This is a genomic window from Thalassospira povalilytica, from assembly GCF_002844235.1.
Taxonomy (GTDB): domain Bacteria; phylum Pseudomonadota; class Alphaproteobacteria; order Rhodospirillales; family Thalassospiraceae; genus Thalassospira; species Thalassospira povalilytica.
In genome coordinates this window covers 568183-581690 of the sequence record NZ_PGTS01000001.1, presented here as the reverse complement: position 1 = coordinate 581690, position 13508 = coordinate 568183, and the positions used below count along the sequence as shown (strand labels likewise).

Genomic DNA, 13508 nt, shown 5'->3' with positions numbered 1-13508 from the left:
CCGGCGATCATGCGATTGATCCTGCGACTGGCCCTGCCATCTGTGGCAGGGCTTTCGATCAATGCCATCAATCAGGTCGTCGACGCCTTTTTTGTTTCCCAATATGCACTTAGTGCGATGGCGGGTGTAACTTTATCCATTCCTTGTTTCATGCTGGTCGGTGCAATCGGGCACGGATTGGGTTTGACGGCCTCAACCGAAATCGGTCGCGCTCTTGGCAGGGACAATGTCAATGATGCCGCAAGAAGCGCGTCCCTTTCCTTGGCTTTGGCCATTGGCTTTGGTGTTGCCGTTGCCATCCTGATCACATTGTTTAACGGCCCAATTCTGCATCTGCTCGGTGCGCGCAACGAGGTTTTCACCGAAGCTTCCATTTACATGCGAATTCTCGGGGCTTGCTCTGTGTTGGTGCTGTTGCAGATCGTTTGCGATTTCATTGCAATCGGCGAAGGTAACAGTCGGTTTTCGATGTATACCTTGCTCGGATCGTTTGGTCTGAACATGGTGCTGGACCCGATACTCATCTTCGGATTGGATTTGGGGGTGGCAGGGGCGGCTTGGGCAACGATCATCTCGCAGATCGCAGCCCTTTGTGCGTATGTCTATTACTTCAAAAGACGCCTTGGCCGAATACATCCCGATGTCGGGGCCCTTCGCACACTTTCTTGGCGCAAAGCCCTCATACCGTTTGGCAAGCTTGGCATTCCAGCCAGTACAACCACCATTCTGGCTTCAATATGCTTTGCCGTTCTGATGCAGGCCGCCACCACGCATGGCACCGAAGAAGAACTGGCTGGATTGGCCATCTCGTTACGTATTGTGCTTCTTGCCATTCTTCCGATCATCGGATTTTGCCTGGGTGCGCAACCGATCCTGAGCTACGCTGCGGGTGCAGGTAATCAGGCACGGTTTGAGGCCGTGTTTAAGGGCATCCTTCTCTATTGCGCGGGCTTTTCGATGACCTGCGCAGTTATTGCCTTCCTGTTCGGGGACTGGTTGATTGCGGCCTTCGTCAGCAAAGCGGAATTGATCACCTTTGGTGCGCATCTGCTCGATATCCTTGCCATACAAATCGCGTTCGTTGGCATTTATCAACCAATGGTATCGCGGTTCCAGGCTGCTCACAATGCGCGGCGCGCAGCCATCGTCAGCATGGCACCACAGGGCTACATTCAAATACCGCTAGCTCTATTTTTGCCCATGGCATTCGGCTTGGACGGAATTGTCATGGCACCTGCGCTTGCGGCCGGCCTGACGGCACTCCTTGCTGTTTCTCTGACGTTTTCTGATCGCAAAACACTCTTGATCAAGGAGCTTTCATCATGAACGAGCTGCCTTCAAAGCCACTTCCGCTGCAAGACCACGAGACCCGGCATCACGGCGCATTTGATCCCAACTACGAGCGCCACTTCCGGGCGGTTTCCCAGCCGATCTATCAAACGTCATTATTTGCATTTCGCGACTTTGACGACATGGCGAACGCCTATGCCGGAAATCCTGGCGGCCCCATCTATGCGCGTGGTGACAACCCCACCGTAATGGCATTTGAACGGGAAATTGCAAGATTGGAAAACACCCAAGCATCCCGCGCCTTTGCAAGCGGGATGGGGGCAATCAGTGCAACTGTCATGGCACTTGTCGAACCCGGAGACCGGATCGTCACCGTTCACAATGTCTATTCCGATGCATATCGACTTTTTGAAACCATGCTCAGACCAATGGGGGTCGCCATCGATTATGTCGATGGCACCAAGACAGATGCCGTAATTGACGCCATTTCAGGTGCAAAACTATTGTTCCTTGAAAGCCCGACGTCTCTGACATTTGAGCTACAGGACCTGGAAAACCTGGCCCAAGCTGCAAAGCAGAAAAACGTGATCACCGTTATCGACAACTCGTGGGCCACACCGGTTTTTCAGCGCCCGGCCGAGCACGGTATCGATCTTGTCATCCATGCCGCGTCGAAATTCCTGTCTGGTCACAGCGACACGGTTGCCGGCGTCGTCACCGGGCGAAAGGACCTGATCAATAAAATCAACGGTTCAACCTTCCCCTATCTCGGCGGGAAACTCGGTCCGTTTGAAGCATGGCTTTTACTCCGCGGCCTCGACACACTTGAGCTGCGCATGCAACGACACGCTCAAACCGGCGAGTATTTGGCCGCAAGCCTGACCCAGCACCCTAAGGTTTCCCAAGTGCTCTATACCGGGTTCAGTGACCATTGCGGGAAACGTACATTACATGGCCATTCAAGCCTGTTTTCCATCATTCTTGATAAGACGGTCGACATTCGGAATTTCAGCAACGCCCTTCGAACATTCAGGTTAGGCGTAAGTTGGGGGGGACCTGAAAGTCTGGTCGTTCCCGCGGCTGCTGTACTGCACCAGAAATATGAAATCAGTGCGTTTCGTCATTTCCAACTGGATCCGCAACTTGTGCGCATTTACTGCGGGCTGGAAAACCCGTCTGACCTTCTCGCAGATTTGGAACAGGCAATCGGTGCCGGGGTAACCAGTTAAGGCCAAGGCTTGGGCCACGCTCCTAATAATAAAGGGCGCCAAACTGGCGCCCTTTTGCATTTCTGACTGTTGCGGCTTAACTGCCAACCGACACAACTCCCTGTCGCGAATTCGGCCTTGTCAGAACGGCCAAAATCAATTCAAGCGGTCCGCGTGATGCAAAGCGGAACCAAAACTTGGCAAAAACGATCCAGCCCAGATACATCACGACTGAAATCCACAAACAATCAGCCAGACGAACCTGATTGTGCATACCGGCACCGTAACCAAGGAACACCAACCCCATGGCCAATGACATCCCCAAATAGATTGTCAGCGACATGCGACCGGCCGGCGCAATGAATGCAACCAAACTGCGAGAAGCCGTTGCACGAAAAGCCAAAAGACCATATGCGACAAGAATAATGGACAATGGCACCGCAAACAGCGGACGCATCACCAATGTCATCATAAAGAATCGTTCTGGCTCAAATGCTGCGGGCAGCGATGCAATCGTCCCATAAAAAAGGCTTCCAGCGATTCCCGGAAAGGCGGCAAACGCCGCAATGGTGCGTAATTTGCCAACAAGGGCTTCAAAGCCGTTTTCATCACAAAACCGCGCGGCAGCAAGGCCCGAGACCATGGCAGCCGCAACAAGCAGATAGTTGCTCCAAAGACAATAAAGCTGGAAACCGGCCCAACTCTCAAGACGTACCGCCATTACATCGGCGAAACTGCCTGTGGCCAGAACCACCGAAACCGGTATTTCCGGCGCGACATAAGGCGACGGGTTCACTGTCAGGTTCACCCCGAAAAGCGCATTGCCAAGCACAGCCATCGCCCACAGAGCAACACCACAAACCAAAAGCCCGCGAACAGACATATGCCGAACACTCAACAAAAGCAGCCCGATCACCGCATAGGGCAGCAAAATGTCTGCTTCGAAAAGGAATACCAGATTCACAACGCCGAACATTGCCAGCACACAAAGCCGCCGAACATAAAAACCGACCCCATATCGTTTGAACTGCTGTAACGCAGCAAACCCGAACAGGGCCGAGAAAATCAGGATGAATTTACTTTCAAACAATCCCTGAATCACGCTCGCGGCAAGCACATTCAACCAAAGCGGATCCCCGTCCTGCCATCCCCCGCCAGCAAAACCGAACGTAATCGCAAAGAAGGGCAAATTGACCACAAGTATCCCGAACAGGGCGAACGCGCGAAGGGCGTCAATTGATGACTCGCGTTGCTGAAGCATCTTACGTCTTTCCTCTTGATTGGAACTCTTATTGGAAAGACGTTTGGCAACTGATTTAGTTCAGGGGCAAGAAAGGCTTCTGCACCGCTTATCCACGCTGAACAAAAATCCCATTACCCCGAATTATGACAAACCATTGGCGGTACCGACGCATATATGCGTCGGCTTCAGGCGGCATAAATTTTCGGGAAAATGTCAGGTGCCACAAAAGCTGACATTCGACTTTCCGCGAAATCAATGTCTTAGCATTTCCGATTGCCAGATAAGTTGTCATCGATTGTCACAAAAGATGACAAAAACCTGCAGAATTGACAGAAAAGCTGACATTTTTCTCAAAGTACCTTTGCCAAGGAAATTGTTTGCGGACTTATTGCTCCAGATACGTTTGCTGGTTGGGTCTTGAACCTGTCCTCATTCATACTCTGCTCGCTGGTTGTTCGTCCCGCAATGAAACGAGTTCATTATTTGTCACGATTGGTTCAGAAACGACTTGAACCAATCTCAACATCTATAGGTCCTCTGCAATCGATTGACAGGCGAGCTTCTTCCCGCTTGACCAGTATCAAGGATCCAGAATCCACAATGAAATATGAGAAGCATTATGGAAAAAATGCTTCGCACATTTCTGGTATTTCTGATCGCACTTTCCCTGACCGGAACCGGTGTTGCTCAAGCGTTTTCCCACGTGACGAAGCACGCCACACCTACTGACCTTGTTCAAATCACGATCTGCTCCGCAGACCAAAATCCCGTGACAATATTGATCGACCGGAACGGCAACAAGGTTCCCGCTCCTGTCGAATGCGATTGCCCAAATTGTATGAATTGTCTGAACGGATCTGCGCTCGAACTTCCCAACAAGACTGATGCATTCGGGCATCCCCGCGCTGTCATCCGGGCGACGGTGCCCCTGTCATTTGACCACGCAGACACAGCCCCGACTGCGCCTGCAAGCGCACGCGCGCCTCCCTACAAGGTTTGAATTCATGAACACCCCATGTGTCCCGCTTCATCCTCAGACCAGACACCACGCCCCGCGCGCGATGACGCCCCTGCATTGGCTTCTGGTTGTTGCTGTTGTTTGCCTTCTTTCTGTTGTGCTGTGTGCATCCCCGGCAACTGCGCAAACCAAACCTGTTCTGGCACAGTTTCTTGATAAGGTTCCCGCGGCATCCCTGGTCAAGGGTGCTGATGGTTATGGCCCGATTCAAAAAGACACGCCGGTAGCACCGGTTCTCAAGAACGGCGACCAAATCGGCTGGGCCTTTATTACCTCTGATTTTGTTGGCACCACCGGCTATTCCGGCAAACCAATCCATGTGATGGTTGCTGTTGACTCAAAGGCCCGGATCATCGGTGTCAAACTAGTAAAGCATTCCGAACCGATTGTTCTTATTGGCATTCCAGAAGAGCGGATCGCGTCACTCACCGAGGGATATGTCGGCTTTGACCTGGTTGCCGCAACAAAAGATGCAGACCATGAGCTGAATATTATTTCCGGTGCAACGGTCACCATTATGGTCATTGATGACTCGATCCTGCGTTCGGGCATCAAGGTTGCACGCATGCTCAAACTGGGTGGATTGAGTGCACCCGAACCGTCGAACACGCAACAACTTAAAATCAACACAGATGCAACCGCCCCGGAAGACTGGTTCACACTGGTTGGTGACGGGACTGTTCGTCGCATGTCACTTGATGTCGGTCAGGTCAATGACGCCTTTGCCGCGATGGACGATCCAAGAGCACTTGAGCGTCCGATCGAAGCCCCTGCTGAAGAAACCTTCATCGACATGTATGTCTCGCTCGTCAGTATCCCAGCCATCGGCAGGGCGGCACTTGGCGAGCGCGGCTACAACAACCTGAAGGCATGGCTCAAAGACGGAGAAGAAGCCATTCTTGTCACCGCGCGCGGACAGTATTCCTTCAAGGGGTCGGGATATGTGCGCGGCGGCTTATTTGACCGCATCCAGCTTATCCAGGGCGATATGTCGGTACGTTTCCGGGATCGCAACCATCGCCGTGTTGGAGACATCATGGCCGATGGCGCACCGGAATTCAAAGAGATGGATCTGTTCAAGATCCCGGCAAGCAGCAACTTTGACCCGACCCAGCCCTGGCGTCTGGAACTTCTTGTCCATCGCGATGTCGGTGCGATTGAACGTCTCTACACCACCTTTGACATCGGCTGGCAGCCGCCAGCCAACTACCTGACCAAAGTAGTTCCGCCAACGCCGGAGGCAGATAACGCAACCAAGGCTAGTTTCGCCACGGACGAGCAAGCAGCCAAAACAGCCCTTTGGCAACGGATTTGGCGTGACAAAACGGTCGAAATTGTTGTGCTCAGCATCATGTTGCTTGTTCTGACCGCAGCGTTCTTCTTCCAGGGCTTCCTGACACGTTCTGCCAGATTCACCTTCTGGTTCCGAATTTCGTTCCTGACGGTCACGCTGGTGTTCCTTGGCTGGTACGCTAATGCACAGCTTTCCGTCGTCAACCTCATGGCGCTGACCAACTCGCTTGTGACCGGCTTTACCTGGGAAGCATTCCTGCTTGATCCACTGACCTTTATCTTGTGGTTCTCAGTCGCTGCGGCATTGATCTTCTGGGGACGTGGTGCCTATTGCGGCTGGCTGTGCCCGTTCGGTGCTCTTCAGGAACTGACCAACCGGATCGCCAAATTTTTCCACGTCCCGCAGTGGACGCTTCCCTGGGGATTGCATGAACGGTTGTGGGCGGTGAAATACATCATCTTCCTTGGCCTCTTCGGTACCATGCTGGCCTCCATTGATCAGGCGGAAAAACTGGCCGAGGTAGAACCTTTCAAGACTGCCATCATCCTCAAATTTGATCGAGCATGGCCGTTTGTTCTTTATGCCCTTGTCCTTCTTGGCGCCGGGCTTTTCGTCGAACGGTTCTATTGCCGGTATCTGTGCCCTTTGGGGGCGGCCCTCGCTATTCCAGCGCGTATGCGCATGTTTGACTGGCTCAAACGCTACAAGGAATGCGGCAGTCCCTGCCAGAACTGCGCACATGAATGCATGGTTCAAGCCATTCACCCCACAGGAGAAATCAACCCCAACGAGTGCCACAACTGCCTTCACTGTCAGGTGCTGTATCAAAGCGAAAAAATCTGTCCGGTCGTGATCAAGAAACTCAAGCGGCAGGAAAGCCTCTTGGCGAGCACGGAAGGTGCGCAAAAAGCACTGAACCGGACCCGGACGACCAAGCAAAATCTCAAGGAGAAGTCATGATGTCTGACAAAACATCCAAACCCGGAATCACCCGACGTGATCTATTCGGCGTTGCTGCCGGTGGTGCTGCCTTTGCCGGTGCGGCAGGTGCCGCGCGCATCGCAGCAGTCGGTGGCGCAACCGGCGCTGCAACAGCCCTTTCGCTTGGCAGTGCGCAAGCGTCAACCGGAACTGAGGCAAGCCTCGCCCCCGGTCAGCTTGATGAATATTACGGTTTCTGGTCATCAGGTCAGACGGGCGAAATGCGCATTCTGGGTATCCCGTCCATGCGCGAGCTGATGCGTGTCCCTGTTTTCAACCGCTGTTCGGCAACCGGTTGGGGACAAACCAATGAAAGCCTGAATGTTCTTACCGAAAACATGCTGCCCAAAACCAAGGAGTTTCTCGCTGCCAACGGCAAGAAGATCCATGATAACGGCGACTTGCACCACGTTCATATGTCCTTCACCGACGGCAAATATGACGGCCGTTTCCTGTTCATGAATGACAAGGCGAATACGCGCGTCGCCCGCGTCCGTTGTGATGTTATGAAGGCGGACAAGATCCTTGAAATCCCGAACGCCAAGGCCATTCACGGCCTGCGTCCACAAAAATGGCCGCGGACCAACTACGTCTTTGCCAATGGCGAAGACGAAACCCCAATGGTCAATGACGGCAAGGTGCTCGATGATCCGTCGCAATACGTAAACTTCTACACTGCAATCGACGCAGATGAGATGCAGGTCGCCTGGCAGGTCATGGTATCGGGTAACCTAGATAACACTGATGCCGACTATGAAGGAAAATACGCCTTCTCGACCAGCTACAACTCGGAAATGGGGATGAACCTTGCGGAAATGACCGCATCCGAGCTTGATCACGTTGTTGTCTTTAACATCAAGGAAATCGAAAAAGGCATCGCTGCGGGTGATTACATCGAGCTCAATGGCGTCAAGGTCATCGACGGTCGGAAAGGCAAGAACAAGAACTACACCCGTTACATCCCAATCCCCAACAGCCCACATGGCTGCAACATGGCACCGGACAAGAAACACCTTTGCATCGCTGGCAAACTGTCGCCGACTGTATCGGTGATTGATGTCACCAAGCTGGATGACGTGTTCTACAACGGCGCAGAACCGCGTTCAGCCGTTGTTGCCGAACCGGAACTTGGGCTTGGTCCGCTACATACCGCGTTTGACGGCAAGGGCAACGCCCTGACCACCCTGTTCCTCGACAGTCAGGTGGTCAAATGGAACATCGAGAAAGCCGTGCGCGCCTATGCTGGTGAAAATGTCGATCCGATCATCAAAAAGGTCGATGTCCACTATCAACCGGGGCACAACTCCACCTCGATGGGGGAAACACTGGAAGCCGACGGGAAATGGTTCATTTCAATGAACAAATTCTCCAAGGACCGCTTCCTCAATGTCGGCCCGCTCAAGCCCGAGAATGAACAACTGTTTTCGATGCAGGGCGACGACCTTGTCCTGATGCATGATGGTCCGACATTTGCCGAGCCTCATGACTCAATCATTGTTCACCGTTCCGTGGTCAATCCGTTGAGTGTCTGGAACCGTCAGGACCCGATGTGGGCCAAAACCCGCGAACAGGCAGAGGCCGATGGCGTCGACATTGACGACTGGGCTGAAACCGTTGTCCGGGATGGCAACAAAGTCCGTGTCTATATGAGTTCTTCCGCCCCAACCTTTAGTCTTGAATCCTTCAAGGTCAAGGAAGGGGATGAAGTCACCGTCATCATCACCAACATGGACGACATCGATGACCTGACCCACGGCTTCACCATGGGTGATCATGGTGTGGCATTCGAAGTAGGCCCGCAGGCAACCGCGTCGGCAACCTTTGTCGCCTCCAAACCCGGTGTCTACTGGTACTACTGCCAGTGGTTCTGCCATGCCCTGCACATGGAAATGCGCGGCCGTATGTTCGTTGAACCACGGAGCTAACCTATGATGTTGCGCCCCGTCATGATGTTTCTGGGTCTGATTGCAATGCCGCTGCAGGTTTTCGCAGCAAGTCAATCTGTGCCGTCGATTGACGGGGCGCTGTTTGCGGCCATCGCCGGGGCTTCCCCCGGCGATGTGCTGTTGCTCGACCCGGGCCCACATCAGGGACCGATCACACTCGATAAACCCATAACAATTGATGGTCAGGGAAAGGCAAACGTCTATGGCAACAAAACCGGAAGCGTTATTACAGTAACCGGAACGGATATTGCCATCCGCGGCTTGAAAATTACCGGATCGGGATCGTCACACGAAACGATTGATTCGGGCATTCAACTGCACCGCACCGCCGCCCGTGTCCTGATCGAGAATAATCATATTCTTGGCAATCTTTACGGCATTGATATTCACGGTGCGAAGAACGTTACCGTTCTCGCCAATACAATTGTCGGTCGGCGTGATCATCGAATGAATTCACGTGGCAACGGCATATATGTCTGGAACGCACCCGGCACACTGGTTGAACGGAATGACATCCGGCTCGGTCGCGACGGCATTTTTGTCAATACTTCCAAACGCGGGATATTCCGCGGCAACCTGATGCGCGATCTGAGATTTGCCGTGCATTACATGTACGCCCATGACTCCGAAATTTCGGCAAACATTTCGGTCGGAAATCACCTTGGGTTTGCCTTGATGTATTCCGACCGGATTACCGTGCGCGACAATATGTCACTTGCCGACCGCGATCAGGGTTTGATGCTCAACTATACCAACAAGTCTGATCTGGTCGGAAATCTGGTTCGTGGAACCGGTGGCAAATGCCTTTTTATCTACAACGCCCATCGCAATCTGATCGGGGATAACCGGTTTGAAGGATGTGGGATCGGTATTCATTTCACTGCCGGCTCCGAAAGAAATGCCATGGTTGGAAACGCATTTATCGCCAACCAGACCCAGGTCAAATATGTCGGCACCCGTGATGTGGAATGGAGCTTCGATGGCCGGGGAAATTTCTGGTCGGATCATCCGGTGTTCGATCTTGATCGCAATGGTATTGCCGACAGCCGGTTCCGACCAAACGACCTTATGGACCATATTCTTTGGTCACAACCAGCAGCCGGAATGCTTTTGGGGTCACCCGCTGTTCAGTTGATCCGCTGGAGCCAGGCACACTTCCCCGCCACGTTGCCGGGTGGGGTCGTCGACAGCTTCCCGCTCATGAAACCGATCGAAATTCGGGTTCCCGAAGAAATCACTTCTCTTGAACTGGCTGCTCGCGCCAATCCTGTCTGGTTGCGTGAAAGGACTGAAAATGTGTCTGACCCTCTCGCAAGTCACTAAACGCTATGATGATCATACCGTTCTTGATGCGGTTGGCTTTGATGTTGCCGCAGGTGAACGTGTCGCCTTGCTCGGCCATAATGGCGCTGGCAAATCAACATTGATGAAAATCATCCTTGGCCTCATCACCGCCGACGGCGGGACGGTTTCCGTGCATGGCCTTGCGCCTGGCAGTTACCGGGCTCGCACCCAAACGGCCTATCTCGCCGAAAACGCGTCCTTTCACCCATCACTGACCGGAAAAGAACAGCTCCGATACTATCTTCGACTTCGCGATGAGGATCCGCGAAAGGCGATATCACTTCTCGAGCGGGTCGGATTGGGGGCGGCTGCAAACCGTCGGATTGGAACCTACTCCAAGGGGATGCGCCAACGAGTCGGCATGGCTCAGGCGCTCATTGGTGAACCAAAACTCCTTATCCTTGATGAACCCACCAGCGGACTGGACCCGGTATCCCGGCGCGAATTCTATGTCATTCTTGATGAACTGGCCGCGCAAGGAACTGCCATTCTTCTGTCGTCGCATGCCCTTACCGAGGTTGAGGCCAGAACCGACCGGATCGTCATTCTTTCGTCCGGCGTAATGGTGGCAAACGATACCCTGGCAAACCTGCGTCAAAGGGCCTCACTGCCGATCCGCCTTCAGGTTTCCGCACAGCGCGGCAAGGCGGACGAGGTTGCCCAAAAGCTTTCCGGGGAACGCAGCAACGGGGTGATGGTCGATCTGGTGTGCAGTTCGCAGGAAAAACTCGCGCGTCTTGGCGATATCTCGGCACTGGGGCCGTTGGTCGATGATGTCGACGTCATTCCGCCCAGCCTGGAAGATATCTATAGCCATTTCAGTAAACGGGGGAACGCATGAACAAGGTTCTGGCGACAGCCCATAGCGAATTCATCATTGCCCTTCGTAACCGCTGGATTGCGATCTCCGTCGGGATGATGGTGTTGTTTGCGCTTGTATTATCGGCAGCAGGCAGCGCTCCGACCGGTACGGTTGGTGCAGATAAACTGTCAATCACTGTCGCAAGCCTGACATCCCTTGCGGTATACCTTGTGCCGTTGGTTGCACTTTTGATGTCATTTGATGCAATCGCTGGCGAGATAGAACGTGGCACCTTGTCCCTTGTTCTGACCTATCCCGTGGCCCGTGGGGAACTGGTTTTCGGGAAGTTCCTGGCCCATCTATCGATCCTGACTATCGCCGTCTTGGCGGGGTATGGAATTGCCGCCGTCGCTGCCATTGCAACCGACCCCAATGCACTTGTCGGTATCCCCGCACTGTTCCGACTGTTCTGGTCGTCACTTCTTCTTGGCGCAACATTCCTTGGGATCGGTTATGGCATATCATCATTTGCACGCAGACCCGGCGCAGCAGCGGGATTGGTGATCGGGCTCTGGCTAGTTCTGATTGTTTTATATGACCTTGGCCTGTTGGCGGCCATCGTCGCCGATGATGGCGGCACCTTCACTACGCACTATTTTCCCTGGCTGTTGCTTGGCAATCCCGCCGATGCATTTCGGATATACAACCTCGCCGTTTCGGATGCGACCGCGGCTGCAGCTGGATTGACAGGGGCTGCCAACAGCATCCCCGCTGTTCATGCCCTGATATCCATCCTGGTTTGGCCGGTGATTGCCACAGTCCTCGCCTGGCTGACTTTCCGGAGGGTCACGCCATGATATCCCCCCCAACGTTGCTTCTGATCGTAATCAACCTGATGTTTCTTGCCGGATGTCAGCAACAAACTGAAGAAACCATGCCGCCTCCGGTTGCCATGACCGAAGAAGCTGTCGGACATTTCTGCCAGATGAACATTCTTGAGCATGCTGGCCCCAAGGCACAAATTCATCTTGACGGCTTGCCCTACCCTCTGTTTTTCAGCCAGGTTCGCGACGGCATCGCCTATGAACGCATGCCCGAACAAAACTATAAAATCAGCGCCATCTACGTCAGCGACATGTCCAAGGCCCAAGACTGGGAAAATGTTGGACGAGAAAACTGGATACCGGCAAGCAGCGCGCATTATGTCGTCGCCTCTACCATGACCGGTGGCATGGGGGCATCGGAACTTGTTCCCTTCTCCGATCAGGACGATGCCAGAAAATTTGTCGCCCGCCATGGTGGCCAGATAATGCGCCTTGACGACATTGATGACGCGCTCGTTCTAAACAACACCACGGTCATGCCATCTGCCAAGCCACTCGAAACGGCGATCATTCCAGATGACGACGATTATCGCACGCGTCTTGAAAAACTTCGCAAAAAATGAGGTTCGCCATGCCCGAATTTTCACGACGTCGGTTTCTGACCATATTTGCCGCCGCAGGCACACTCGCGACGGTGCCGTTTACATTAAAGGCACAGGAACAAATCCGAACATGGAAGGGCGTTGCAATGGGGGCTGCGGCCTCGATCAGCCTGTCGCATCCTAATGCTGACAATATCCTGTTGCGCGCAACCCTCGAACTCGAACGACTGGAAAATATATTCAGCCTTTATCGCGAGCATTCCACGCTTGCACAATTGAACCGCGATGGTGTGATTGATGCACCGCCGTTCGAATTTTTGGAATGTTTGGGACTATGCGGGATTATAAACCGGGCAAGTGGTGGGCTTTTTGATCCAACGGTTCAGTCACTTTGGCGACTATATGCGCAAAGCCATTCACAGGGCCGCGCCCCCGAGAATGAGTCGATCCGTGAAACGCTTTTGAGAACAGGCTGGGACAAGGTTGCTATCAATCAGGATCGGGTCAGCTTCAAAAGACCGAATATGGCAATGACCCTGAATGGAATTGCCCAAGGCTATGTTGCAGACCGTATTGCCAAGCTGCTTCGACATGACGGATTGAATAATGTGCTGATCAATACCGGGGAATTCTCAGCACTTGGCGGTCACCCGGAAGGGAAAGACTGGCCTGTTTCGATTGATACCGGTTTAGGAATTCGAAAAGAAAAGGTGATGTTGCGTGACAACGCTTTGGCAACATCACTGCCGAATGGCACCTTCTTTGATCAGGCGGGCCTTGTTGGACATATTCTTGATCCGCGCACAGGTCTGCCCGCGCAAGCACGCACGACGTCCGTAAGTGTCACAGCAACCAGCGCCGCCGCCGCAGACGGATTAAGCACGGCAATTTGCCTTATGAATAAAGGCGAAGCAGACAAATTGCTCACGCAGTTCCCAAGCGCAAGAATGGTCTAG

The 13508-nt window shown here is 53.4% G+C and carries 10 protein-coding genes; 9 read left to right on the top strand and 1 reads right to left on the bottom strand.

The window, feature by feature from the left end; all coding sequences use genetic code 11:
• Window positions 1–9 precede the first annotated feature (9 nt).
• On the top strand, window positions 10–1326 hold the full coding sequence (locus tag CU041_RS02520) for an MATE family efflux transporter (protein WP_170310092.1): 1317 nt from the start codon (window positions 10–12) through the stop codon (window positions 1324–1326).
• Complete coding sequence (locus CU041_RS02515; RefSeq protein ID WP_101245629.1) at window positions 1323–2519, top strand: aminotransferase class I/II-fold pyridoxal phosphate-dependent enzyme; 1197 nt, start codon at window positions 1323–1325, stop codon at window positions 2517–2519. Before CU041_RS02520 ends, CU041_RS02515 begins: the two co-directional genes overlap by 4 nt.
• A 76-nt stretch (window positions 2520–2595) precedes the next feature.
• Here the strand turns inward: CU041_RS02515 and CU041_RS02510 are convergent, their stop codons facing one another.
• Window positions 2596–3759 carry a DUF418 domain-containing protein gene (locus CU041_RS02510; RefSeq protein ID WP_101245628.1) on the bottom strand — a complete coding sequence of 388 codons (1164 nt, stop codon included), beginning with the start codon at window positions 3757–3759 and terminating at the stop codon, window positions 2596–2598.
• 986 nt (window positions 3760–4745) lie between these two features.
• On the opposite strand from CU041_RS02510, the gene CU041_RS02500 reads away from it, so the two are divergent.
• Genes CU041_RS02500 through CU041_RS02470 form a run of 7 tightly spaced genes read left to right on the top strand, consistent with a single transcriptional unit; the run spans window position 4746 to window position 13508 of the window.
• Complete coding sequence (locus CU041_RS02500) at window positions 4746–7013, top strand: NosR/NirI family protein (RefSeq protein WP_212733753.1); 2268 nt, start codon at window positions 4746–4748, stop codon at window positions 7011–7013.
• Window positions 7013–8959 (top strand): TAT-dependent nitrous-oxide reductase, encoded by a 1947-nt coding sequence (gene nosZ, locus CU041_RS02495; RefSeq protein WP_101245900.1) that lies wholly within the window; start codon window positions 7013–7015, stop codon window positions 8957–8959. The genes CU041_RS02500 and nosZ overlap by 1 nt, the downstream gene beginning before the upstream one ends.
• A gap of 3 nt (window positions 8960–8962) precedes the next feature.
• Window positions 8963–10303 carry a nitrous oxide reductase family maturation protein NosD gene (locus tag CU041_RS02490; RefSeq protein ID WP_206926909.1) on the top strand — a complete coding sequence of 447 codons (1341 nt, stop codon included), beginning with the start codon at window positions 8963–8965 and terminating at the stop codon, window positions 10301–10303.
• Window positions 10275–11165 (top strand): ABC transporter ATP-binding protein, encoded by an 891-nt coding sequence (locus CU041_RS02485; protein WP_044827772.1) that lies wholly within the window; start codon window positions 10275–10277, stop codon window positions 11163–11165. Before CU041_RS02490 ends, CU041_RS02485 begins: the two co-directional genes overlap by 29 nt.
• On the top strand, window positions 11162–11983 hold the full coding sequence (locus CU041_RS02480) for an ABC transporter permease (protein ID WP_101245625.1): 822 nt from the start codon (window positions 11162–11164) through the stop codon (window positions 11981–11983). The genes CU041_RS02485 and CU041_RS02480 overlap by 4 nt, the downstream gene beginning before the upstream one ends.
• Window positions 11980–12573 (top strand): nitrous oxide reductase accessory protein NosL, encoded by a 594-nt coding sequence (locus CU041_RS02475; RefSeq protein WP_101245624.1) that lies wholly within the window; start codon window positions 11980–11982, stop codon window positions 12571–12573. Before CU041_RS02480 ends, CU041_RS02475 begins: the two co-directional genes overlap by 4 nt.
• An 8-nt stretch (window positions 12574–12581) precedes the next feature.
• Window positions 12582–13508 (top strand): FAD:protein FMN transferase, encoded by a 927-nt coding sequence (locus CU041_RS02470; protein ID WP_101245898.1) that lies wholly within the window; start codon window positions 12582–12584, stop codon window positions 13506–13508.

Coding starts and splice junctions, on each gene's coding strand:
- CU041_RS02520 (WP_170310092.1), top strand. CDS start 10: ATGCGATTGATCCTGCGACTGGCCCTGCCATCTGTGGCAGGGCTTTCG.
- CU041_RS02510 (WP_101245628.1), bottom strand. CDS start 3,759: ATGCTTCAGCAACGCGAGTCATCAATTGACGCCCTTCGCGCGTTCGCC.
- CU041_RS02500 (WP_212733753.1), top strand. CDS start 4,746: ATGAACACCCCATGTGTCCCGCTTCATCCTCAGACCAGACACCACGCC.
- CU041_RS02480 (WP_101245625.1), top strand. CDS start 11,162: ATGAACAAGGTTCTGGCGACAGCCCATAGCGAATTCATCATTGCCCTT.
- CU041_RS02515 (WP_101245629.1), top strand. CDS start 1,323: ATGAACGAGCTGCCTTCAAAGCCACTTCCGCTGCAAGACCACGAGACC.
- CU041_RS02485 (WP_044827772.1), top strand. CDS start 10,275: ATGTGTCTGACCCTCTCGCAAGTCACTAAACGCTATGATGATCATACC.
- CU041_RS02470 (WP_101245898.1), top strand. CDS start 12,582: ATGCCCGAATTTTCACGACGTCGGTTTCTGACCATATTTGCCGCCGCA.
- CU041_RS02490 (WP_206926909.1), top strand. CDS start 8,963: ATGATGTTGCGCCCCGTCATGATGTTTCTGGGTCTGATTGCAATGCCG.
- CU041_RS02475 (WP_101245624.1), top strand. CDS start 11,980: ATGATATCCCCCCCAACGTTGCTTCTGATCGTAATCAACCTGATGTTT.
- nosZ (WP_101245900.1), top strand. CDS start 7,013: ATGTCTGACAAAACATCCAAACCCGGAATCACCCGACGTGATCTATTC.